Below are 22,716 nucleotides of genomic sequence, written 5' to 3' on the forward strand. Positions count from 1 at the left end.
GCCCCCGCACCCCACCCCCGGCGCGGACCTGCCGTCCACTGCGGGACAATGAAGCCCGGAAGCCCGGAAGCCCGGAAGCCCGGAAGCCCGGAAGCCCGGAAGCCCGGAAGCCCGGAAGCCCGGTGGCGTCGTGGCTGAGCGGGCGGACCGCTGGTCCACGGTCCCGGTCCGCCGCCGCGTGCTGGGCGTCGTCCGCACGCTGACCGCGCTGGACCGGTTGCAGGACGTCTTCGCCGTGCTCGCCGACGACTTCCGGGTGGAGGCGCGGTTCGCGGTCGCCGAGGGCTCGGAGTTCGGCGCGGACCTGCGCGGTTTCCTGGACGCGGCGGGGATGCGCTCGCTGCCGTGGGAGTCCGCGACGCGGGAGCACGTCGACCTGGCGGTGTCGCCGAGCAGCAACGGCGCCCTGCACGAGCTGGACGTCCCGGTGGTGACGCTGCCGCACGGCGCGGGCTACCACAAGCTGCGCCCGACGGATTCCGGTGTGGCGGCGGACATCTCCGGGCTGTCCGCCGAGCAGTTGCTCCACAGTGGACGCGTCGTGCCGTCGGTCCTGGCGCTGTCGCACCGGAACCAGCTGGAGCTGCTGCGCGAGTCGTGCCCGCCCGCGGCTGAACGCGCCGCGGTGGTGGGCGATCCGTGCTTCGCCCGGTTGCGCGCGAGCCTGCCGATGCGGGAGCGGTACCGCGCCGAGCTGGGCGTCGGCGACCGGCGGTTGGTGCTGGTGAGTTCCACGTGGGGACCGGGTTCGCTGTTCGCGCGCCACCCGGAGCTGGCGGCCGAGCTGACGACGGCGCACCCGGACGCGCAGGTGGCGCTCGTGCTGCACCCGAACGTCTGGGCGAGGCACAGCGCCTGGCAGCTGGGCCGGTGGACCCGCGCGGCCCGGCGGGCGGGTCTGCTGCTGGTGCCGCCGCACCGGGGTTGGCGGGCGGTGCTGGTCGCCGCGGACGTGGTGGTGGCGGACCACGGTTCGCTGGCGCTGTACGCGGCGGCGTTGGGAAAACCCCTGCTGCTAGCCGGTTTCGGCGCCGACGAGCTGGCCCCGGGTACGCCGATCGCGGAACTGGGCGCGCGGGCGCGGCACCTGTCGTCGGCGTCCGAGGTGGCGGCGGCGGAACCGGTCCCGGAGCACGAACTCCTGGCTGCGCGGGCGTTCCTGCCTCCGGTCGAGGCGGTGTCGCGGCTCCGCGCGGTGCTCTACGCCCAGCTGGGGCTGCCGGAACCCGCGTTCCCCGCGGTTCCCGAACCGGTGGACCCGTTCGTCCCGCTCCCGGACTAGTCCAGCAGCGCGCGCAGCCGGGCGGCGTCCGGGTGGCCCGCGGTCTCCAGCAGCTCCGCGGCTTCGGCCAGGGCCGCGCGTGCCGCGGCTTCGTTCCCGTCGTGCCGCGCGGATTCCGCGAGCAGTTCGAGCGGTTCGACGAGGTCGTGGCCACCGCCGCGGGCGCGGATGGCCGCCTCCGCGGCGCGGAGCTCCTCGACGGCCGCGGCGTGGCGGCCGAGGGCCTGGTGCGCGCGGGCGGCCACCACGCGGATGCGGTCCGGGGTGCGCCGGTCGTTCGGGAAGTCCCGGAGCCGGTGCCGCGCCGCGGCCAGCACCTCCAGCGCCGCGGCCGGTTCACCGCGCCCGACGAGCGCCCGCGCCAGCAGGTATTCCTGCAGCGCGGCGGCGCGGGGTTTGCCGAGTTCCAGGTTGATCTCCCTGGACCGCCCGAGGAGTTCCAGCGCCGCATCCCAGTCGCCGAGCGCGGTCCGCACCTTGCCGAGGAACTCCAGCGCGGAGGCGAGGACCCGCCGGTGCCCGGCCCGCTCGGCGAGCTCCCGCGCCCGCTCCCCGGATTCCAGCGCCGCGTCGAACTCGCGCAGCTCCAGCAGCAGCTGCGTGCGCAGGGTCCGCAGCCGCGATTCGGCGACCAGGTCACCGCACCGCTGCGCCGAGCCGATGCCCAGGTCCAGCGCGGGAACCACGTCCGCGTAGTGCTTGTGCTGCTGGTGCACCGTCCACAGCGGACCGTCGCAGAGCGAGATGACCGCGCGGTCCCAGCCCTGCTCGTGCGCGGCGGCCAGCACGTGCACGAGGTTCACCCGCTCCCGGTCCAGCCATTCCCGCGCGGTGCCGTCGGTGAACGGGTTCGGCCCGGTGAGCAGCGCGTCGTCCTGCCCGACCCGCAGCCGCTGCGGCTCCAGCACCGCGCGGTCCGCGTGGGCGCCGCGCACCCGGTACCAGTCCACGAGCCGCCGCAGCGCGCCGTCGTCCGCGGCGTGCAGCCGTTCGGCGTGCAGCCGGACCAGGTCGTGAAACCGGTATTCGTCCTGGTCGGTGCGCTCCAGCAGGTTCGCCTCGTGCAGTTCGGCGAGCAGGTCCTCGGCGTCGTCGGTGGAGAGCTCCGCGAGCGCCGCGACGGCGTCGGCGGCGAACGTCGGCCCCGGGACGTGCCCGAGCAGCCGGTGCAGCGCGCGCTGCTCGGTGGGGAGTTCGGCGAGGACCTCGTCGAAGTGCCGCAGCACCACCGGCACGCCGTCCTCGACGAACTTCTCCAGCCGCCCGTCGCCTTCCAGGTGGGCCACGATCCGCGCCAGCTTCCGCGTCGGCCACTTCGCCAGCCACCCCGCGGTGATCCGGATCGCGATCGGCAACCCGCCGCACAGCTCCACGATCCGCCGTGCCTGCTCCGGTTCCGCGTCCACCCGAGCGCCCGCGCCGGTGCGCAGCAACGCCACCCCCGGCTCGGCGTCGAGCCGCCGCAACCCGAGCGGCACCACGCCGTCCACGGCGAGCTCGGGCCGCTGCCGCCACGCGATGAGCACCAGCAGCCCGCCCGGCGAGGACGGCACCAGCGGCAGGAAGTCCCGCGGATTCGCGACGTCGTCCAGCACCAGGGCCACGTCGTGCTCCCTGGTGAAGCTGCGGAACAGCCCTTCGGCCGCGTCGGCGGAGGCGGGCACGTCGAGCCCGAACGCGTGCAGGCAGTGCGAGATCACGTCCAGCTTCGTGGCGTCCCGATCACGCAGGTCCAGGTAGATCCGGTGCCGGAACCGCAGCGGCGACTCGTGCATCCACTGCCGCACCAACGCCGTCTTGCCGGAGCCGCGCGGGCCGCTGACCAGCACGCAGGCCGGGTATTCCCCGCTGCGCGCCACCGCGGCGTCCAGCTCGGCGCGCTCGGCCTCCCGGTCCACGAAACCGGCCTGCCCCGGCTGCAGCTCCTCGGCGCGCAACGCCACCGGAACCCGCTGGTGGAAGTGCACCTGCCCGATCGACCCGGCCTGGACGAGCTGCTCGACATCGCCGCGGTTCTCGTTGCCCATCCCACTCCCCCGGACCGCACCGGCCCAGACCGCACCGGCAGCGCCGGTATCGCTTTCCAGTGACGATCTCCTCACCATACGCGACCGCCACGCCCCGCAGATCCCGTTCCGGCCCGGCCCTGCTGTCCCCCGCCGCACCTCGGCCGGTACCCTTCGACCGTCGACACGTCGACCACGCCCCCGTAGCTCAGGGGATAGAGCACGGCTCTCCTAAAGCCGGTGTCGCAGGTTCGAATCCTGCCGGGGGCGCTCCGCTGCATGTGGGACTCGGGGATGCGGTCGGCTCGGATTCGACCGCCGGGGTCTCCCGCAAGGGGCGTCGAGCCGCCCGCCCGTGCGTGCGAGGTTCTGCGGCCCCGTTTTGGCACTCCGAGTTCTCGGTCCTGCGAACGCGCGGTGACGGGCGGCTGAGCTCGCCGACGCCGCGCTCCGCCTGTGGGGCCACTGCCGCCGTGCACGCCGTCGAACGATCTCCTGGGCCGCCCGCGATCTCCGCTCCCGGTTCGCCGACGGCCGGCCACGCCCGTTCCGGAACCACAGCGGAAAGCGGCGAAAACGGCGCTGCTGCGACGAATGGACGGTGCGTGGTGTTCGTTCGGTCGGCGCGTCCGCGCACCCGGCGCTGCTAACGTCACGGAAGTGATGTTCGGGCCCGGCCCGTTGATCCGCTAGGAGCCGATATGGGGGACGGATTCGCTGTCGATCCTGAGATGTTGCGGGCGGCAGGAGGGCGAGCTCATCAGGTGATCGATGAATTGCGCGTGTTCGACTCGCGCTCCATCGCGGTGGCCGCGGCGGATGTGGGACGCGGTGGCCTCGCGCGGGCGATCGACGCCTTCAGCGCGCAGTGGCAGACCAGTGTGGCCGGTTTCATCGAGGCGGGAGACGCCTGGGGGGACCACCTCGTCAGCTCCGCTGCGGAGTACGAGGCAGCGGACCGGGCCAGCGCCAGCGCACTCGACGCGGTGCTGACGAGCCGGGATGGCTGAGCTGGGTCGGACATCCGATCCGAGCGAACTGGTTCCCGGCGATCCCGGGGAATTGCGGGCGGCTGCCCGACGTTGGCACGAACTCGCTGAGACCCTCGCCGCGACGGGGAAGGGCTTGTCCGGGCTGGACGTCGGGCAGTGGCATGGGGCGGCGGCGGAGGCCTTCACCGCTGCGCGGACCGAGGACTCGCGGCGGTGGAGCGAAGCCGGCGAGGCCCTGGCCAGGTCAGCTGCGGCGCTCTCCCGTTACGCGGACACCCTGGAGTGGGGCCAGCGCAATGCGGCCGAGGCGGCTCGGCTCTGGCAGCAGGGGGAAGAGCAGGCGGCGACCGAACTGCTGGGACGGAGCAGGCAGCAGACGCGGCAGGCCAACAACGACACCGCACTCAGCCTCGAAACGGCCAGCGGGCCTGCGGACTTCGAGACGGCGGCCGCCCCCACCGCGTCGGGCAGCAAGTGGGACGAGTTGCCCGGCGACCATCCCGATCCGGACGAGATCCACCGGGATTGGAAGAGCGACAACCACATCCTCGATCAGCACGCCCCGGACAGCAGGGAGCCGAACGAGTCGATCTACCCCGACGGCTGGAGCGACGAGAAGATCACGTCCCACGCCGAGGACATAGCCAAGAATCCCGATGCACGCCCGGTGGAGCAGACCGACCCCGATGGTGGCACCTCCTGGAAGGTCGAGGGGACGAAGGACGGGGTCAAGTCAGAAGTCATCGTGGAGGAGGACGGCCGGATCAGGACCGCCTACCCGGTAGCGGGTGAGGGGGTGCGCCGCAACGACGAGGACGGCGTACCGCAACCGATCACGCCTCTCGACCAGCAGCGGCAGGAAGAGGCCGAGCAGGAAAAGGAGCAGGCGGAGGCCGAGAAACGGCGAGCGGAGGACGAAGCGCGGGAGGCCGAGCAGGGCGCCGACAACGCCCATCGCGATGGTGATGAGGCTGCCGAGCGAGAGGCCGAGCAAGAACGCCAGGCGGCCGAACGGGAACGCGCGGCAGCCGAACAGGACCGGGCTGAGGCCGAGCAGGAGCACCAGGAAGCCGAGAGGCGCCACGAGGCCGCCGAACGGAGGCGCGAGCAAGCCGAGCAGGCGCACGAGGCCGAGGTGCGGGAGAGGGATGATGGGTTGGCAGATGGGTTCGCGTAGCGACATGCCGACAGGGAAACTGCTCGATGGCTGACCGGATCACGCGTCCGGCGGCCGACTACCAAGGAGTGCCAACGTGGCGACCACCGCAGCGGTGAACACGGCGAAAGCCCTGGTGGACAGCTTGTCCGATCGCCTGCCCGCAGACCGGGTGACGCAGTTCCGCACGTTCGTCCACGTCGGCGAGCTAGCGGAACTGGCGTACGGCCTGATCGGCACGCTGCGCAAGCACGGTCTCGCGGTCACGTCTGCCGAACGCGACCTGCTGCGAGACCTGCTCCACTCCTTCGACCTGCCGATGCCCTCGTACCCGCTGCTGAGCAACCGCGACCAGTACCTGGCCGAGTTGACCGTGCGCGACGACCCGAACCTGTGAGTCCGGGGCACTAGAAGCGGCGCGGTCCACTGGCCGGGACGGCCTCTTCCGGGGCGTCCGATCGCCGTCGTCGTGGGCTCCGGCGGTCGGCAGGCTCGCACGGTGCCGGTGTTGAGGGAACCGCGAGCGCGCGCCCGAAGACGCGAGCCCGCTCCGCGGCGCCTGGGGGTCGGGCGCCCCCCCCCCCCCGCGCGCGCCGGCCCCGGGGGGGGGGGGGGGGGGGGCCCCCCGCACCACGCACGCGGCGTGGGGTCTCGTCCGGGAGGGGTGTTCGGCGGCGCTCCCACGTCGGTGCCGGACACCCCTCCCGCGTTCGCCGGGCCGTGCTGCTCGGGGTACGGGCGGTGCCGCGCGGAACCTGTCGCGGCGACACCGGCAGCCGGGCGCCGGCGCTGGGGCCGACCTTTCCTTCGGTCGGGTTCGGAGCCAACCAGGGCCGGGTGGTTCTCGATCCCGCCGCGTTCGGGCGGTCGGGGAAACCCTCGGCTGTCGCGCAGGCCGGATCGCCGCGGGGAGCGGTCCGCGGGTGAGCGGGTCCGGAACGGCGGTCCTCCGCGGGGCGAGCCAGGCGACTCCGGCTGTGACCCGGGTCGCTTTTCCGATTTTGCGGGCGGCCGGGCTTGACCATGCCGCAGCGGCACGGTTTCGACTACTGGTGCCCGGCGCGGTCGCGTCGGACGGATGCGAACGATGAGGTGTCGGAAGTGGCGTGGAGCACTCGCGAGATCGCCGAGCTGGCCGGGACGAGCCTGCGGGCGGTGCGGCACTACCACGACGTCGGGCTGCTGGCCGAGCCCGAGCGGCGCGCCAATGGCTACAAGCAGTACGGCGTCACGCACCTGGTGCGGGTGCTGCGGATCAAGCGGCTCACCGACCTGGGCTTCTCGCTGTCGCAGATCGCGGAGATGGGCGAGACCGACGACCACCCGGAGGAGGCGCTGCGCACCCTCGACGCGGAGCTCGCCACCACGATCGAACGCCTGCAACGCGCCCGCGTGGAGCTCGGCCTGATCCTCCGCCAGTCCGTGCCGACCGATCTGCCGAGGGAGTTCGCCCCGGCGGCGAAGAAGGCGACGCTGTCCGATGCGGACCGTTCGCTGGTGGTGGTGATGTCCCGGGTGCTCGGCCCGCAGGGCGTGCAGGCCTACTCGGACATGTTGCAGGACATGCCGCCGGACCCGATGAGCGCCGAGTTCGACGCGCTGCCCGCGGACGCCGACGACGCCGCCTGCCGGGCCTTGGCGGAGCGCACCGCACCGTTCGTCCGCGAGCTGTACCGCGAGTTCCCCGGGCTGCACAAGGCGAACGTCGACGCGCCGAGCGGCCCGCGCTTCGCGCGGGAGACCATGGGCAAGGCCATCGTCGACCTCTACAACCCGGCGCAGATCAACGTCCTGGTGCACCTGGAGCAGATCCTGGCCGCGGACCCGATGCCGCAGCCGGAAGACGAGGAGACGCCGTGAACGAGTCGTTGCCGGACCGGATGTTCCTGCTGTCCTACGACGTGGACAAGGGCAAGCTCGACGCGGCGAGCGTTCTGGTGCGCGGATCGCTGCTGCGCGCGGCCGCGGTCGTCGAGCTCGTCGAACGGGGACTGCTGCGCGAGGGCGGCGGCAAGGCCGAACGCACCCCGGCCGCGGCGCCGGAGGACGCGTTCCTCGCCCACGTGCTCGACGCCGTCCGCGAGGACCGGCCGCGCCGCTGGACCACGCTCATCGACACGGGCTTCCAGCACGCGGAGGGCGCGGTGCGCGACCGGCTCGCCGCCGCCGGGGTGATCACCGCGGAGCGGCATCGCGCGCTGGGCCTGTTCCCGGTCCACGACATCGCTCCCGCCGACCCCGGGCGGGTCCGGGAAGTGCAGGACCGGGTGCGGGACGTGGTGCTGGGCGGGCGCCCGCCCACCGCGCACGAACCGCACGACGTGGTGCTGGCCGCGTTCGCCCTCGAAGGCGACGTGCGCACCGCGTTCACCGGCAAGGAGCGGCGGGCGCACCGGGACGCGGCGAAAGCCGTCGCCGCGCACGTCGACGAGCGGCTGCCGCACCTGCGCAAAGCGCTGACCTTGTCCATCGCGGCCCGCCGGAGCGCGGCGACCGCGTGAGGCCGGGACCGGGACCCCGGCCTGCGGCCTGCGTTCGCCGGAGGGGTGCGAACGCCGGTCGGCGCCGCGCCGGGTTCCGCGAGCGAACGGTGCCCGGCGTGGCGACCCGCTCAGTTCCCGACGCCGAGCTCGGACATGAACGCGGCCGGGTAGCGGTCGCCGCGGGCGGAACCGGCGGGCACCGCGGCCTCGATCCCGGTCAGGTCCTCGGCGGTGAGGTGCAGGTCCGCGGCGGGCAGCGCCTCCGCCAGCCGGTCGCGGGTGCGGGCGCCGACCAGCGGCACCACGTCCTCCCCCTGCGCGGCGACCCATGCGATGGCCAGCTGGGCGACGGTGCAGCCCTTCTCGTCCGCGACCCGGCGCAGCTGCTCCACCAGCGCCAGGTTGTGCTCCACGTTGCCGCTGGAGAACCGCGGCGAGGCTCCACGGGCGTCCCCGGCGGCACCGCTGCGCTCCGCGCTCCAGTGCCCGGAGATGAGGCCGCGGCCCAGCACGCCGTACGCGGTCAGGCCGATGCCGAGCTCGCGCAGCGTCGGCAGCACCTCGGCCTCCACCGCGCGGGACAGCAACGAGTACTCGATCTGCAGGTCCGCGATCGGGTGCACCGCGTGGGCCCGGCGGATCGTCTCCGCGTCCACCTCGGACAGGCCGATGTGGCGCACGTACCCGGCCTCGACCATCTCGGCGATCGCCCCGACGGTGTCCTCGATGGGCACCGCCGGGTCGAGCCGCGCGGGCCGGTACACGTCGATGTGGTCGGTGCCCAGCCGCTGCAACGAGTAGGCCAGGAAGTTCCGCACCGCCTCCGGCCGGTTGTCCTGCCCGCCGAAGCGCCATCCGGGGCCGCGGAGCGCGCCGAACTTCACGCTCAGCAGGTAGTCCTCGCGGTCGCGCCCGCGCAGCGCCTCGGCGAGCAGCAGCTCGTTGTGGCCCATCGCGTAGAAGTCGCCGGTGTCGATGAGCGTCACGCCCTCGTCCAGCGCGCGGTGCACGGTGGCGATGCTCTCCGCCCGGTCGGCCGCGCCGTAGGCCTCCCCGGACATGCCCATCGCGCCGAGCCCCAGCGTGGAGCTCACCGGCCCGGCCGTCCCCAGCTTTCGTTGCCGCATGGCGTGTTCTCCTCGGTCGTCGGTCTCGCCGTCCACCTTGCGCGGATTCCGGGCGGTGCGGGAGCGAGCGTTCATCGTGGGAGAGCCGCTCCCTGGATGCCGTCCGCGACCGGGAGCAAGATGGCGACGTGCACCGTGATGCCCTGGCCGACTTCCTGCGCCGCCGCCGCGAAGCGGTCCGCCCCGCCGAGGTGGGGCTGCCCGCCGGGCCGCGGCGCCGCACCGCCGGACTCCGCCGGGAGGAGGTGGCGATGCTGGCGGGCATGTCGGTGGACTACGTGGTGCGCCTGGAGCAGGGCCGCAGCAGCCAGCCGTCGACGCAGCTGCTCGGGGCGCTGGCGCGGGCGCTGCGGCTGTCCGACGACGAGTGCGCGCACCTGTTCCACCTCGCCGGGCACCACCCGCCGCACTCGGCCGCGACCGCGCGCACGGCCCGCGCCGGGCTGGTGCGGATGCTCGACCTGCTCGGTGACACGCCGGCGCTGGTGCTGTCCGACCTGGGCGAGGTGCTGGCGCAGAACCCGGCGAGCCTGGCGCTGATGGGCGATCAGACGCGGTTCACCGGCGACCGCCGCTACCTGGTGCACCGCTGGTTCACCGACCCCGACGTGCAGCTGCGGCACCTGCCGGAGGAGCACGACCGGCACTCCCACCAGCTGGTCGCGGACCTGCGGGCGACCGCGGGCCGCCGCGCGGACGATCCTGAGGTGGCCGCGCTGGTGGACCGCCTGCGGGCGGCGAGCGACGAGTTCCGGCGGCGCTGGGACGAGCACGAGGTCGCCGTCCGCCGCGCCGACCGCAAGACCCTGGTGCACCCGCGGGTGGGGCCGCTGCTGATGGACTGCGAAACGCTCGTCACCCCGGACCAGCGGCAAGAACTCCTCGTCCTCACCCCCGCCGACACCGACACCCGCGAACGCCTGGACCTCCTCCTGGTCCTCGGCACCGAGGAGTTCCCGGCCGACACCACACCCCGCTGACCGGCGGCCCGGCCGTGGCCGGGGGGCGGCCTTCCGGACCGGTGACGTGTGGGCCGGTCACCGGCCCGAAGCCCCGGTACCCGTCGGGGAAGGGGTTCCGGGTACCGGGGCCGGGTTCCTCGCCGGAGCTCGCGGTCGGGGGAGCGAGTCCGGCGAGGCGCGGCCTGCCGCCGGGGGCTGCGGACGGCGGCCGCGGTCCGGGTCAGGCCGCCGCGCTCAGGCGGCGGCCGAATCCGGGGATCGGTGGGAGCCACTGCGGTGTCGCGATCCGGCCCGGCGCGTCCGGGTCCTGCTCGGGCCAGGCGATCGGCGGCTCCGGCGGCGGTTCGGCGTGGAACGAGCGGCGTTCGGACAGCACGACCAAGGCGATCTCGAATGCGGACGACGTTCCCGGCTCGTCGTCGTGCGCCACCGCCGCGACGCAGGACTGGCACACCTCGCGCCCGTCCGGCGGTGGGATGTCCAGGACGCGCGACATCCGGCCGGTGAGCGGGTGCCCGCAGGTCGCGACGATCACCGCTCCCCGCGCACCACGACCCACCAGGTGCCAGGTCGAGCACCACTCCGAGGTCAGCCAGGCCCACCCGGTCACGCCGGTGCCTCGAAGCCGAGTTCGGCGCGCGCGGCGGCGGACCGGAGCGCCGTCGTGCGGACGCACACCATGCACGGCATGCCGCGGAGGCCGTCGACGAGCTCCGCTTCGTCCGCGCGCAGCACCGCCGCGCAGAGCGTGCCCCAGTCCCCGTCCGGGCGGCGAACACCCGCGTGCACGACCCGGCGGGTCTCGCCCACCAGGCCCGGCGCGTAGCGGATCCGCACGAAGTCAGACGTCAGCGCGATCCTCTCCGCGCTGGAACTGTCGAGCACCGAGCGCGAACGCCTCGTCGGGATCGCGCGCGAGGTCGACGATCCGGACTGGCTCAGACCTGGAATACCCGGGGTCCGCGACGAGTTGGTGACGCTGATCGAGTACGAGCGCACCGCGACCGCGATCACCGAAGTCGCACCGCTGTTGATCCCCGGCCTGCTGCAGACCTCGGACTACGCGCGGGCCGTCATGAGCGATCTGCCCGCGGCCGAGCGCGAAGCGAAGATCGGGCTGCGGGCCGGGCGCCGCGACCTGTTGGAGAAGCGGAACGGACCGAAGTTCGAGGCGATCCTGGCTGAGCAAGCTCTGACGGATCAGGTCTGCGCGCCGGAAGAACAGGTGGACCAGCTCCGTCATCTCCGAAAGCTGGCCGAGAAACCCGGCATCTCCATCCGAGTGCTACCGAGCGGACTGCACCGGTGGACGCCTCTGCGGGGTGGCCACTTCATGTTCTTCGAGTTCCCGCAAGCCGCGCCGATCGTGCACGTGGAGATGCTGGCGAGCGGCGTGTTCATCTCTCGCCCGGCGACGATCTCGGCGTACCGCGATGCCGTCGGTACTCTCCGGCAGGAAGTGATGAGCGAGGAGCAGACCACGGATCTCATCTCCTCCCACATCGAGCGCGCAGAGGAGTAGAGCTCATGGAACAGCAGGTGACGGGCTGGCGGAAGTCCTCTCGGTCCGGGCAGCAGACCGCGTGCGTCGAGGTCGGCGGGGTGGTCGGGGGTGCCGCCGTGCGGGACAGCAAGGATCGGGGCGCGGGGCACTTCACCGCCACCACCGACCAGTGGACCGCGTTCCTGCGAGCCACCAAGAACGGCCGCTTCGACGGCTGAGCGGTGCACGAGCGGCCCCGGCGCACGTCCCGCCGGGGCCGCCGCGCGTTCACCGCGGTGCCGGGGCCGGCTCGTCGTCCCGCTGCTCCGCCGGCACCGGGTGGGGCGCGTTGTGGTGCGGGAGGGCTCGGTTGTGCACTCCCGAGGCGAGCTCGTGCAGGCTGCGGTCCGCCGGATGCAGCCGCACCACCAGCGCGTACAGCGCGACCAGGACCGTCGAGGCCACCCCCACCACCACGGCGAACAGCCCCGCCAGCAGCACGTTCTCGTCGAGAGCACCGGATCGGGCCACCCGCAGCACGGCACCGGGCACGCCCCGGCCGCCGAACGTGTCGGCCGCCAGCAGCACGAGCAGCAGCGGCGGCAGGAACGGCACCGCCAGCACCACGGCGCGCAGCAGCAGCCGCCACGCCGCCGGACGAGCACCCGAGTCGTCGACGAGCTCCAGCAACAGCAAACGCTTGCCCGGAGTCGCCCCGGTCCACGTGGGCAGCGCCACGAACCAGCCGCCGAACACCACCGCCGGCCCCCACCACGCGGGCAGGCCGAACATGATCACCACGACCAGGGCGAGCGCGCTCAGCACCGCGGCCCCCGCGATGTCCAGCACCAGCGCCACCGCCCGACGCCCGAACGGGACGGGATGCCGGGCCAGTACCCGCTCGTCCAGGGCGTTCAGCGCGGGCATCGCGCGCCCCACCTGCCCGCCGAGCCACCAGCCGAGCATCGCGCCGAGCGTGTTCACCACCAGGTCGTCCACGTCGAACAACCGGTACGGGCACGGGTAGATACCGAACACGCCGGTCCCCTGCGTCACCTCGAACGACAGCGCCACGGCCGCCGCCACCGCCAGCGACGTCCACGGCCCGCGGCGGAAGTGGTAGCGCAGGAACACGCCCAGCGGCAGCAGCAGGAGCAGGTTGAACCCGGTCTCGATCACCGCCGAGTTGTGCAGCACCAGGTCGCCGAAGGTCACCCGGTGGCCGGATTCCTTCCACACGTCCGCGAACGTGTTGCCCGGCGTCAGCTGCCACTGCCCCATCCGCGGGTATTCGCGGCACACGTCCACCGCGGTGCCCGGCAGCGGCATCAGCACCAGGCAGTACGCGGTGATCAAGTAGTACAGGAAGGCGTAGAACGACAGCGCCCACCAGCGCATCACGCCGTGCCTGCGGTAGAGCACGACGGCCACCGGGACCAGCAGGACGAAGGCGAGGAGCGGGAACAGCACCGCTGCGGTGCGGATCGGCAGGAGGTACGCGTCGGCCACGTGCCACAGCATCTCCGGAGCGCGTCCCCCGGCACCTCGGCCGATCGGCGCGTTCCCGGCGGCCATCAGGTCAGCGGCGGGCGGCCTCCTCGTCGGCGGGCGCGCGGAGTTCCACGGTCAGACCGGATTCCGCCGAGTCCGCCCGGACCCCGGTGAAGTCGGCGATGCGGGGCAGCCCGCTGGTGGCGGGGCCGGTGCGGAAGCCGACGACGACCACCCGGCCGCCCGCGGCGCGCGCGGCCTCGATCCCCGCCTCGGCGTCCTCGAAGATCAACGCCTCGGTCGCGGGGACGCCGAGCGCTGCCGCCGCCCGCAGGTAGCCCTCCGGATCGGGTTTGCCGCGCCGCACGTCCTCGCCGGTGACGACCACGTCCGGCATCGGCAGCCCGACCGCGGCCATCCGGCGCGCGGCCAGCTCCGGGCCGGCCGAGGTCACCAGCGCCCAGCTCCCGGCGGGCAGTCCGGCCAGCAGCTCGGCGGCGCCCGGGATGGCCACGACCCCGTCGAGGTCCCGCAGCTCCTGCTCGTCGACGCGGGCGGTCTCGGCGGCGACGTCGGCACCCGCGGGCAGGTGGCGGGCGACGGTCTCACCACCGCGGCGGCCGTGCGAATCGGCGAGGATGTCGGCCGCGTCCAGCCCGTGCCGTGCCGCGAAGTCGCGCCAGGTCCGTTCGACCACCGCGGTGGAGTCGACGAGCGTGCCGTCCATGTCGAACAGCAGGACGCGCGGGTTGAACCGTGCGGTCATGGTGGTCCTTCCTGGTGCGGTCCGGTGCGGTTCCACCTTCGCGGCGGACGCCGTCCGGCGCCAGGTCCTCCGCCGGATCGTGATGCCCGGGAAGTCGAAAGCGATTCGGAGGAGGGCCCGGAATTCTTCGCGCCCGAGAATTCCGAGCCCGTCCGGCTAGCTCACCACTGGGCCAACGACGGATTCGCCGCAGTGCCCTGGGCGCCGAGACCGGTTCCGGATCCAGGATCGACGGTGGACGCGCCCACGTGGAAGGTGGAACCGTCGGCGCGAATTCCCCAGACGTCGACCGGCGCGTCCGGACCGATCGAGCCGAGGTCGCTCTCCCAGCACTGGCCGGGTTCCTGGACGGTGCTCAGCATGCCCGGCGAGAGCGTGCCGTCACCCAGGTCGACGGAGTGGATGTCCACGTACGCCGCGTAATCGCCCTGCGCGCAGAACTGCACCGCGCCCGGTTCGGCGGCCGACGCGGCGGCCGCACCGACCGTCCCGGCGAGCAGCGCGCCGCCCAGCAGCGCGGCTGCGCCCACGGAGATCCGACGAACCGAATTCTTCATTCCCATGCGGGATTCCCTTCGCGATATCGGCAACCGGCGATTTCTCGGTGCCGCGGGTCCGTTCGGAATCCAGAGTGCGTTCGGCACGCCGCCGGAATGCTTCCGCCCGGGCTCGGCCGGGGAATTCCCCCACGAGCGGTGGAATGGCGGATCACGGCCGCCCGCCGCCCGATCCCGGCCGTTCGGCCGAGGCCGGATCGCGCCGGCGTTCAGACCACGGCCTGCACCGCGGTGTGCCCCAGCAGCGCAGCACCCACCGACGCGAGCACGCTGATCACGACGTTCAGCGCCGCGTAGAAGTACGCGCGGTCCTCCGCGAGCCGCAAGGTCTCGTAGCTGAACGTGCTGTACGTGGTCAGCGCGCCGCAGAACCCGACGCCGACCAGCTCCGCGACCAGCGGCGGCAACGCCCCGCCCGCCCCGGCCAGCCCGGCCAGCACCAGCGACCCCAGCACGTTCACCGTCAACGTCCCCCACGGGAACAACGTGTCGTGCCGGGACTGCACGGCGCGGTCGGTGAGGTACCGCAGCGGGGCGCCGACCATCGCCCCGAGGAACACCAGCACCGCCGTCACGCCCGCTCGTACCCCCGGTAGACGATCGTCTCGACCTCGTCGAGCACCACCGCGCCGTCACCGATCAACCCGTCCAGCTGCGGCAGGAACCCGCGCACCTTCGCCTCGGAGTCCACGATCACCACCAGCACCGGCAGGTCCTCCGCCAGGTCCAGCAGCCGCGTCGTGTGCACCCGGGACGACAACCCGTAGCCCTCCACGCCGCGCAGCACGGTCGCCCCGGCCAGGCCCGCGTCCCGAGCCCGCTTGACGATCTCGTGGTAGAGGGGTTTGTGGTGCCACCGGTCGTCGGCACCGAGGAACACGGACATGCGCAAGGCCATCTCAGCCCACCTCCCTGGTGACCGCCCACCGGGTCAACGCCACGCCGAGCAGCACCGCCAGCAGCGCGCACAGCAACGTCCCCGCCAGGTAGGCGGCCGCGATCAGCACGGTCCCCGGCGCCAGCAGCGCGGAGAATTCCACCGCGTAGGTGGAGAACGTGGTGAACCCGCCGAGCACGCCGACGCCGAAGAACGGCCGCACCAGCGGATGCGCCGTCCACACCTCTGTGATCAGCACCATCAGCACGCCGATGAGCAGGCAGCCCAGCACGTTGATCCCGAACGTCGCCCACGGGAACCGCCCCGGCTCGGTCGGCAGCAGCAGCGAGATGCCGTAGCGGGCCAGCGCTCCCAGCCCGCCGCCGAGCGCGATGACCAGCAGGACCGCACCCCTGGTGCGGGAGAGTTCGCGCCGCTGCGCGGGAATCCGGGAATCCACGTCCGGATCGACGGCCTCGTCGGGGTTCGCCATGCACGCCTCCTACCGCGACCAGACGGCACGCGTCCGGTCCGATAGGGACTGTTGGCGGCGTCGTGCCGCGGTTCTCCGACCTTCGGAGCGGCGAGCCCCACCACCGCTGCGCCCGATGGTACCCGCCACCCCGCCCGGTCGGTCCGCACCGGCGCCGCCGCGAGCAACGCTCCGGCCCATCCGGTGGGCAGCCGCGTCCACCAGCCACTGCGCGTGCGCGAGGCCGAACAGCGCCGCGCCGTGCGAGGCGACGGTTCCCCGCCACCGCCGCTCACCCTCCGCCGTGCCACGAGGACCGCCCGGTGCACCAGCCCGCCGACTCCCCCGCCGGAGGGGACCGGTTCCCGCGCGGGAGTGATCGCGGGCGGGCCGTGGGCCGGGCCCGGGGGCGCCGTGCGCGAGGCGGTCGTGCCAGGCTTCGGGTACCGGACCGGACGACCCGACAGGAGCAGCGGCCGTGAGCAGCCAGCGCAAGACCCGTGCGTTCGAGAAGCGGATGTCGGAGGTGCTCGGCATCCGTCCGAACCAGGTCGAGTCCGTGTTCCGCGGTGCCCGGCCCACCTCGATCCGGGTCAACCGGCTGCTGGACGAGCCGCGCTACCGCGAGACGCTGGAGTTCGTGCGCGCGAAGGCGCCCGGGCTGATCCCGGTGGACTGGTGCGAGCACTCGTTCTTCTGGCCGGACAACGACGGTTTCGACGAGGTGCTGCCGCTCGCCCACGAAGGGCGGGTGTACCTGCAGAACGCGGCGAGCCTGATCCCGCCGGTGGCGCTGGACCCGCAGCCCGGGGACTCGGTGCTCGACGTGGCCGCCGCGCCCGGCGGGAAGGCGTTCCACATCGCCGCGCGCACCGGCAACGAGGGCGAGCTGTGGCTGAACGACTCGGCACCGCCGCGGGCGGCCAAGCTCGCCGAGCTGGCCGAGCTCTACGGGGTGCGGCACGCCGAGCTGACCACGCACAACGCGCAGTACATCGACAAGTCGGTGCCCGCGGAGCGCTTCGACCGGATCCTGCTGGACGTGCAGTGCTCCGGGGAGGGCCGGGTGAACCTGCGCAAGTCCGACGCGCTGCGGTACTGGTCCGAGGAGCGGATCGAGAAGTACAAGCACCTGCAGACCAAGATGTGCGACGCGGCCTACAAGCTGCTGAAGCCGGGCGGGACGCTGGTGTACTCGACGTGCACGTTGAGCCCGGAGGAGGACGAGTTCCCGGTGCACAAGGTGCTGCGCAGGCACGCCGACCTGTCGGTGGCGCCGCTCGGGTTCAGCGAGGAGGAGTTCCTGCCGGGCCTGGGTTCCTGGCGGGGCGAGAAGTTCGACCCGGGCCTGCGGCACGCGGTGCGGGTGCGGCCCTCGGACGTCTTCGAGGGCTTCTTCGTGGCGAAGCTGGTCAAGGACCCCGCCTGACGTCGACCGATCGTGTAGTGGCGAACGCGTGTTCGACCCGTGATCATTGAAGTGCGGCCCCCGAGTTCCGCAGCTCACAGCGAGCCGCGGGAACCCGGCCCCAGGCCGGCCCGACTGTGTGCACGGGTGGCCTGATCGCGGGCCACCGGAGTTCCGCGAGAGGTTTGCCCGATGTCCCCGACGACGACCCAGCCGACCGGACCGCCCCACGGCTCGACGGCGACGGAACCACCCCGGCAGGTCGAGCTGGCCGTGCGCGGGATGACCTGCGCCGCCTGCGCGACCCGGGTGGAGCGCAAGCTCAACAAGCTCGACGGGGTGCGGGCGGGCGTGAACTACGCGACGGCCGTCGCCACCGTCGAGTTCTCCGCCGAGCACGAGGTCGAGCAGCTGATCAACACCGTGCGCGGGGCCGGCTACGACGCGGAACCGGTGCCGCCACCGGACGCGGAACCCGAGCCCGCCGCGGGCGGTGCGGCGCCGGACCGGGTCCGCGACCTGTGGCGGCGGATGCTGGTCGCGGTGGTGCTGTTCGTGCCGCTGTGCGACCTGTCGATCCTGTTCACGGTGGTGCCGCAGGCCCGCTTCCCGGGCTGGCAATGGCTGCTGGTGGCGCTGACGCTGCCGGTGGCGGGCTGGGCCGCGTGGCCGTTCCACCGGGCCGCGCTGCGCGGTGCTCGGCGCGGTGCGTCCTCGATGGACACCCTGGTGTCGCTGGGCGTCACCGCCGCCGTCGGCTGGTCGCTGTACGCGATGTTCGCCCGGCCCGACCCGGTCGGCGAACCCGGCTGGTGGCTGCTGCTGAACCCGCAGGGCGCGCTGTACCTGGAGGTCGCGGCGGGCGTCACCGCGTTCGTCCTGGCCGGCCGGTACTTCGAGGCGCGGGCGCAGCGGCGGGCCGGGGACGCGCTGCACGCGCTGGCCGCGCTGCGGGCCAAGGACGTGACCGTACTGCTCGACGACGGCTCGCAGCGGGAGGTCCCGGCGGCGGAACTCCGCGCCGGGCAGCGGTTCCTGGTGCGGCCCGGCGGGACGGTCGCCACCGACGGGGTCGTCGAGGACGGCCGCGGTGCGCTGGACCGCAGCGCCATGACCGGCGAGTCGGCGCCCGTCGAGGTCGGCGCGGGGGACGCGGTGCTCGGCGGCACCGCCGTGCTCGACGGGCGGCTCGTGGTGCGGGCCACCCAGGTCGGGGCGGACACCCGGCTCGGGGCGATGCTGCGGCTGGTGTCCGAGGCCCAGTCCGGGAAGGCCGCCGTGCAGCGGCTCGCGGACCGGATCTCCGCGTACTTCGTGCCCGCCGTGCTGGCCGGATCGGCGCTGACCCTGCTGGCCTGGCTGCTGTGGACCGGCGACTCGGACCGGGCGTTCACGGCGGCGCTGGCGGTGCTGGTGATCGCCTGCCCGTGCGCGCTGGGCCTGGCCACGCCGACGGCGCTGATGGTGGCGTCCGGGCGCGGCGCCACGCTGGGCATCTTCATCAAGGGCTACCAGGCGCTGGAATCGACCCGCGACGTGGACACCGTGGTGCTGGACAAGACGGGCACCGTCACCGAAGGGCGGATGTCGGTGGTGGAGCTGCACGTGCCGCCGGAGCGGGACCGCGCCGGGGTGCTGCGCCGGGCGGGCGCCGTCGAGGACGCCTCGGAACACGCGGTGGCCGCCGCGATCGCCGCGTTCGCCCGCACCGAGGCGGATTCCGGCGCGGCGGACGCCGAACCCGGATCGGCCGAAACCGCCGCACCGTCCGAAGTGGACGCTACGGCGGGCCGGTTCCCCGCGGTCCACTCGTTCGCGGCCCGGCCGGGGCTCGGCGCGCACGGCGTCGTGGAGGAGCGCGACGTCCTCATCGGCCGCCGCGCGCTGTTCGACGAACGGGGCTGGGAGGTGCCCGCGGAGCTCGACCGGCTCCGCGAGAACTGGGAGGCGCAGGGCCGCACCGCGGTGCTCTGCGGCGAGGACGGCGCGGTCGTCGCCGTGTTCGCGCTGGCCGACGCGGTGAAACCCACCGCGGCCCGGGCCATCGCCGAACTGCACCGGCTCGGGCTGCGCACCATCCTGCTCACCGGCGACAACGCCACCACCGGGCGGGCGGTGGCCGACGAGGTCGGCATCGAACGGGTCATCTCCGAGGTGCTGCCCGACGAGAAGGCCGAAGTGGTGCGCGGCCTCCGCGCCGAAGGCCACGTGGTCGCGGTGATCGGCGACGGCGTGAACGACGCCCCGGCGCTGGCCACCGCCGACCTCGGACTGGCCGTCGCGACCGGCACCGACATCGCCATCGACGCCGCCGACCTGATCCTGGTCCGGGAGGACCTGACGGTGGCGCCGGACGCGATCCGGTTGGCGCGGGCCACGTTGCGCACGATCCGCGGGAACCTGCTGTGGGCGTTCGGCTACAACCTCGCCGCGCTGCCGCTGGCCGCGCTGGGTCTGCTCAACCCGCTCATCGCGGGCGCGACGATGGCGCTGTCCTCGTTCTTCGTGGTGTCCAACAGCCTGCGGCTGCGGCGCTTCACCGGACTGCGCACCGACTAGCGGCGACGAGCGCGACCGGGTCGCGCTAGTCCCGGCCGACGACCCGATCGCGCGCCCACGCCCGGATCTCCGCGTCGAGCGCGGGGCGCGCGTCCGGCTCGTCCTCGTACCGGACCTGCCACTCCCGCACCCACGTCAGGTCCTGATCCTGGGAGAAGTAGCCGACACAGACGACGAAACCGACGGCCCGGTACGGCGAGATCACCCCGTCCAGCAGGGCACCGGCCGCGTTCCAGCACGCCATCGGGAAGCTCCGCTCCGCGTCACCCGGGCCGGCCAGGACCTGCCGCGGGATCTCCACCAGCGGCGCGAGCGCGAGCCGCTCGTCGCGGGAGGCGTGCCGGTGCGGATCGGCCGCCACCTCCGCCAACGGCTCCCGCAGCAGGTCGACGCAGTGCAGCACGGCCCGCTCCCACCCGCTGCCGGTGCGGTGCTGCGCCGGATCGTCCAGCAGGGCGAGCACTTCCCAGTAAAGCTCCACCACGCTGCTCGTGGTCACGTCCAGGTCGATCAGCACGCAGCCGTGCACGAACCAGGCCAACGCCCGACCCCGCGCCCGCCCAGGCTCGGCCCGGTCCCGCTCCTGGTCACGCCCCCGCAGCTCCTCGACGCGCAACCGAACCCCACGTGGCCGCATCCGCCGAGCACAGGACTCCCCCCAGCCCCCGTTCACGAGGCGGAGCGGGCGGCAGAACCTCACTTGCCCGTCTTCGAACCTGCCCTGCTGCTCTCGACTCCTTCCTGTCAGCGGCGAAGCCGCTGAGCAAACGACCACCCGAGCAACGGGACCACCCGCGGGTTCTCAGCCGTTTCCTCGCGAGGACAGCGTTTTCTCCTGTGGCGGAGCCACCGGTGAAAACGATCCCGCAGCGAGGGAACGGCTGAGGTTCCGCCACCCCACCCACTTCGCAGCAGGAGCTCGCCCAGCCTTCAGCGGCGTTCCGCGAGCTTCGCCAACATCGCGTTGTAGGCGGCGAGCTCCTCGTCCCCGGAGCGGTCGGCGCGGCGTGCCACCCGCGCGTCGTGCCGGTACCACTGGGTGAGCAGCGCGATCAGCACCACCACCAGCGGCGCCTCCCCCGCGGCCCACGCGATGCCACCGCCGAGCTTCTGGTCCGCGAGCAGGTCCTGCGCCCACGGCAGGTCGAGGGTGCGGTAGAAGTTCTCCGCGATCACGTCGTTCATGCCCATCACGATCACGCCGAAGAAGGCGTGGAACGGCATCACCGCGAACACCATGCCCAGCCGCCCCAGGTGCGGCAGCGGCTTCGGCGCCGGATCCACCCCGATGACCGTCCAGTAGTACAGGTAGCCGACCAGGACGAAGTGGACGTTCATCAGCTCGTGCGCCCAGTGCTCGGACATCGCGTTCTCGAACAGCGGCGTGAAGTACAGCGCGTAGAACGAGCCGACGAACAGCACCGTCGCGATCGCCGGGTGCGCCACCGCCCGTGCCACCGGCGAATGCACCACGGCCAGCAGCACTTCCCTGGCGCCGTACGGATTCCCCCGGCCCGCGGTCGGCAATGCCCGCAGTGCCAACGTGATCGGGCCGCCCAGCACCAGCAGCACCGGCGCCAGCATGTTCAGCACCATGTGCACCAGCATGTGCACGCTGAACACCCCGGACGAGTAGACGCCTAGCCCGGAGGACGTCGCGACCAGCACCGTGACGCAGCCGAGCAGCCACGCCGCCGTGCGCCCGGCCGGCCACCGGTCCCCGCGCCGCCACAACCGGCGCACCCCCGCGACGTACAGCGCAGCCAGCACCACCACGGCGAGGCCCAGGACCAGGTCGAAGCGCCAGGTGCCCAGGAATCCCCACGCGCTCGGCGGTCCCGGCAGGTCGTAGCCGAGGATCACCTCCGAGGAGCTGACCCCGCGGTCCAGCAGGTTCGGCGGTGGCGTCTGCGCCATGCCCATCGACACGCCGACCGACACCAGTATGATCAACAACTCGGCGGACAGCAGCGCCACCGGTGCCGACGACCGGCGCCGCACCCAGCTGCCGCAGGCGCCGAGCAGCACCAGCAGCACGATCTTCGCGAGCACCAGCACGCCGAACGCGGTACGCCCCAGGTCGGACAGCGGCATCAACACCAGCGCGTCCACCAGCCCCGAGACCGCCAGCACCAGCCAGCTCACCCCGGCGAACCGGCGGTACCTGCGCAGCACCAGCTCCCGGTGCGCGCCACCGCGCCGCAGGTGCGCGATCACCGCCGCCAGCAGGCCCATCCACAGCGCCGCCGCCAGCACGTGCAGCACGATCGCGTTGGTCCCGAAGTCGTGGCCCGCGTTGGACGCCGAATGACCCACCACCGCGGGCGGCAGCAGCGCGAACGCGGCGAGCGCGGTCAACCCGAGCGCGGGTCGCCACCGCAGCGTCGTCCGGGCGCCGACCGCCACCACCAGCGCGACACCGGCGGTGATCGCCCAGGCCGTCGGCTCGTACATGGCGCTGAACAACCCGGTGAACGCGTCCGGCGGCAGCACGCGGCGCAGCGGGTGCCCCGTCCCGTCCGCCATCTCGAACGGCATCATCAGCACCGCAGCGACCGCCCACACCCAGGCCGCCGCGCCGGCCGCGCGGACCGCGGCGAACCCGTCCGGTGCGATGCCGCCGGACTCGCGTGGCGAGGTGAAGAACGCGGCGAACGCCAGCGATCCCAACGTGATCGCGGCGGACGCGTCGGCCACCAGCCGCACCAATCCGATCCCGACGCGCACCACGGCACCCGGATCGGACAACCCGAGCGCCGCGTAGCCGGACTCGCCGAGGAAGACGGCGACGAACACGGACACGAGGGCCGCGATGCTCGCCCCCGCGATCCACGGCAGGCGGTGCGGGGGCTGCGAACCGGGTGGTGGCACTGCGCTGTCCTCGTGCTCGACGTCCCCGGGGCGAACGGGCGCCGCGCGCCCCGGAAGCGGGAAGCTGCCCGCTCCCGGACTGGTCGCGCCCCCGCCCGCGGGAGTTCCGCGCACCCCCTGTGACCCCACTCGCACCACCTCCTGCCGGAGTGAACGGACCGTTCGACCAACTAGATGAGGCAAACGGTCCGTTCACCCCGACCACGAGCCCACCGAGCGGGCAC

At 73.3% G+C, this 22,716-nt stretch carries 23 protein-coding genes and 1 tRNA gene; 12 read left to right on the top strand and 12 right to left on the bottom strand.

From position 1 onward, the window contains the following. The first annotated feature begins 130 nt into the window (after positions 1–130). Positions 131–1,282 (top strand): hypothetical protein, encoded by a 1,152-nt coding sequence (locus LCD31_RS22900; RefSeq protein ID WP_224961111.1) that lies wholly within the window; start codon positions 131–133, stop codon positions 1,280–1,282. On the opposite strand, the gene LCD31_RS22905 is transcribed toward LCD31_RS22900, so the two are convergent. Then, a complete protein-coding gene (locus LCD31_RS22905) occupies positions 1,279–3,309 on the bottom strand; it encodes an AAA family ATPase (RefSeq protein WP_224961113.1) in 2,031 nt (676 codons plus the stop codon). The genes LCD31_RS22900 and LCD31_RS22905 overlap by 4 nt on opposite strands. Before the next feature lie 176 nt (positions 3,310–3,485). On the opposite strand from LCD31_RS22905, the gene LCD31_RS22910 reads away from it, so the two are divergent. The 6 genes from LCD31_RS22910 to LCD31_RS22935 all read left to right on the top strand — a co-directional run bounded on the left by LCD31_RS22910 (position 3,486) and on the right by LCD31_RS22935 (position 7,937). Continuing rightward, positions 3,486–3,558, top strand: a tRNA-Arg gene (locus tag LCD31_RS22910). Between the two features lie 494 nt (positions 3,559–4,052). Next, positions 4,053–4,298: a hypothetical protein gene (locus tag LCD31_RS22915; protein WP_224961115.1), complete on the top strand. Its 246-nt coding sequence runs from the start codon at positions 4,053–4,055 to the stop codon at positions 4,296–4,298. Next, positions 4,291–5,457, top strand: a complete 1,167-nt coding sequence (locus LCD31_RS22920; RefSeq protein ID WP_224961117.1) for a putative T7SS-secreted protein — start codon at positions 4,291–4,293, stop codon at positions 5,455–5,457. Before LCD31_RS22915 ends, LCD31_RS22920 begins: the two co-directional genes overlap by 8 nt. Before the next feature lie 76 nt (positions 5,458–5,533). Next, on the top strand, positions 5,534–5,833 hold the full coding sequence (locus LCD31_RS22925) for a hypothetical protein (RefSeq protein WP_224961119.1): 300 nt from the start codon (positions 5,534–5,536) through the stop codon (positions 5,831–5,833). A 704-nt stretch (positions 5,834–6,537) separates the two neighbouring features. Continuing rightward, positions 6,538–7,296 (top strand): MerR family transcriptional regulator, encoded by a 759-nt coding sequence (locus tag LCD31_RS22930; RefSeq protein WP_224961121.1) that lies wholly within the window; start codon positions 6,538–6,540, stop codon positions 7,294–7,296. Beyond that, a complete protein-coding gene (locus LCD31_RS22935) occupies positions 7,293–7,937 on the top strand; it encodes a GPP34 family phosphoprotein (protein ID WP_224961123.1) in 645 nt (214 codons plus the stop codon). The genes LCD31_RS22930 and LCD31_RS22935 overlap by 4 nt, the downstream gene beginning before the upstream one ends. A gap of 110 nt (positions 7,938–8,047) precedes the next feature. On the opposite strand, the gene LCD31_RS22940 is transcribed toward LCD31_RS22935, so the two are convergent. Continuing rightward, on the bottom strand, positions 8,048–9,046 hold the full coding sequence (locus tag LCD31_RS22940; RefSeq protein WP_224961148.1) for an aldo/keto reductase: 999 nt from the start codon (positions 9,044–9,046) through the stop codon (positions 8,048–8,050). A 128-nt stretch (positions 9,047–9,174) separates the two neighbouring features. Between LCD31_RS22940 and LCD31_RS22945 the strand changes: the two genes are divergently transcribed. Further along, positions 9,175–10,026: a helix-turn-helix domain-containing protein gene (locus tag LCD31_RS22945; protein ID WP_224961125.1), complete on the top strand. Its 852-nt coding sequence runs from the start codon at positions 9,175–9,177 to the stop codon at positions 10,024–10,026. A 202-nt stretch (positions 10,027–10,228) separates the two neighbouring features. Here LCD31_RS22945 and LCD31_RS22950 read toward each other — a convergent pair whose 3' ends face one another. Then, positions 10,229–10,618 (bottom strand): hypothetical protein, encoded by a 390-nt coding sequence (locus tag LCD31_RS22950; RefSeq protein ID WP_224961127.1) that lies wholly within the window; start codon positions 10,616–10,618, stop codon positions 10,229–10,231. Further along, entirely contained in the window at positions 10,615–10,893 is a 279-nt protein-coding gene (locus LCD31_RS22955; protein WP_224961128.1) for a hypothetical protein, read from the bottom strand. The genes LCD31_RS22950 and LCD31_RS22955 overlap by 4 nt, the downstream gene beginning before the upstream one ends. Positions 10,894–10,981: 88 nt before the next feature. Here LCD31_RS22955 and LCD31_RS22960 point away from each other — a divergent pair, with 88 nt between their 5' ends. Beyond that, positions 10,982–11,530: a DUF5753 domain-containing protein gene (locus LCD31_RS22960; RefSeq protein WP_224961130.1), complete on the top strand. Its 549-nt coding sequence runs from the start codon at positions 10,982–10,984 to the stop codon at positions 11,528–11,530. Positions 11,531–11,535: 5 nt separating this feature from the next. After that, positions 11,536–11,730 carry a DUF397 domain-containing protein gene (locus LCD31_RS22965; RefSeq protein WP_224961132.1) on the top strand — a complete coding sequence of 65 codons (195 nt, stop codon included), beginning with the start codon at positions 11,536–11,538 and terminating at the stop codon, positions 11,728–11,730. A gap of 49 nt (positions 11,731–11,779) precedes the next feature. Here the strand turns inward: LCD31_RS22965 and LCD31_RS22970 are convergent, their stop codons facing one another. From LCD31_RS22970 to crcB, 6 genes are all read right to left on the bottom strand, one after another. Beyond that, positions 11,780–13,000 carry a VanZ family protein gene (locus tag LCD31_RS22970; RefSeq protein WP_224961133.1) on the bottom strand — a complete coding sequence of 407 codons (1,221 nt, stop codon included), beginning with the start codon at positions 12,998–13,000 and terminating at the stop codon, positions 11,780–11,782. Positions 13,001–13,070: 70 nt separating this feature from the next. Further along, a complete protein-coding gene (locus LCD31_RS22975; protein ID WP_224961135.1) occupies positions 13,071–13,748 on the bottom strand; it encodes an HAD-IA family hydrolase in 678 nt (225 codons plus the stop codon). 161 nt (positions 13,749–13,909) lie between these two features. Next, entirely contained in the window at positions 13,910–14,278 is a 369-nt protein-coding gene (locus LCD31_RS22980) for a hypothetical protein (protein WP_224961136.1), read from the bottom strand. A 236-nt stretch (positions 14,279–14,514) separates the two neighbouring features. After that, complete coding sequence (locus LCD31_RS22985; protein WP_224961137.1) at positions 14,515–14,880, bottom strand: CrcB family protein; 366 nt, start codon at positions 14,878–14,880, stop codon at positions 14,515–14,517. Continuing rightward, the gene (locus tag LCD31_RS22990) at positions 14,877–15,203 is read right to left on the bottom strand and encodes a DUF190 domain-containing protein (protein ID WP_224961138.1); all 327 of its coding nucleotides are present in this window, start codon (positions 15,201–15,203) and stop codon (positions 14,877–14,879) included. Before LCD31_RS22990 ends, LCD31_RS22985 begins: the two co-directional genes overlap by 4 nt. Position 15,204: 1 nt before the next feature. Then, positions 15,205–15,675 (bottom strand): fluoride efflux transporter CrcB, encoded by a 471-nt coding sequence (gene crcB, locus LCD31_RS22995; RefSeq protein ID WP_224961139.1) that lies wholly within the window; start codon positions 15,673–15,675, stop codon positions 15,205–15,207. A gap of 457 nt (positions 15,676–16,132) precedes the next feature. Between crcB and LCD31_RS23000 the strand changes: the two genes are divergently transcribed. Further along, positions 16,133–17,083 carry an RsmB/NOP family class I SAM-dependent RNA methyltransferase gene (locus tag LCD31_RS23000; protein WP_224961140.1) on the top strand — a complete coding sequence of 317 codons (951 nt, stop codon included), beginning with the start codon at positions 16,133–16,135 and terminating at the stop codon, positions 17,081–17,083. Between the two features lie 171 nt (positions 17,084–17,254). Continuing rightward, the gene (locus tag LCD31_RS23005) at positions 17,255–19,621 is read left to right on the top strand and encodes a cation-translocating P-type ATPase (protein ID WP_224961142.1); all 2,367 of its coding nucleotides are present in this window, start codon (positions 17,255–17,257) and stop codon (positions 19,619–19,621) included. Between the two features lie 25 nt (positions 19,622–19,646). Here the strand turns inward: LCD31_RS23005 and LCD31_RS23010 are convergent, their stop codons facing one another. Both LCD31_RS23010 and LCD31_RS23015 read right to left on the bottom strand, forming a co-directional pair. Further along, a complete protein-coding gene (locus LCD31_RS23010) occupies positions 19,647–20,162 on the bottom strand; it encodes a hypothetical protein (protein ID WP_224961144.1) in 516 nt (171 codons plus the stop codon). A 389-nt stretch (positions 20,163–20,551) separates the two neighbouring features. Further along, a complete protein-coding gene (locus LCD31_RS23015; protein WP_224961146.1) occupies positions 20,552–22,492 on the bottom strand; it encodes a cytochrome c oxidase assembly protein in 1,941 nt (646 codons plus the stop codon). Between the last annotated feature and the right edge of the window lie 224 nt (positions 22,493–22,716).

It is taken from the genome of Saccharopolyspora sp. 6M (assembly GCF_020176775.1).
GTDB classification, from domain to species: domain Bacteria; phylum Actinomycetota; class Actinomycetes; order Mycobacteriales; family Pseudonocardiaceae; genus Saccharopolyspora_C; species Saccharopolyspora_C gregorii.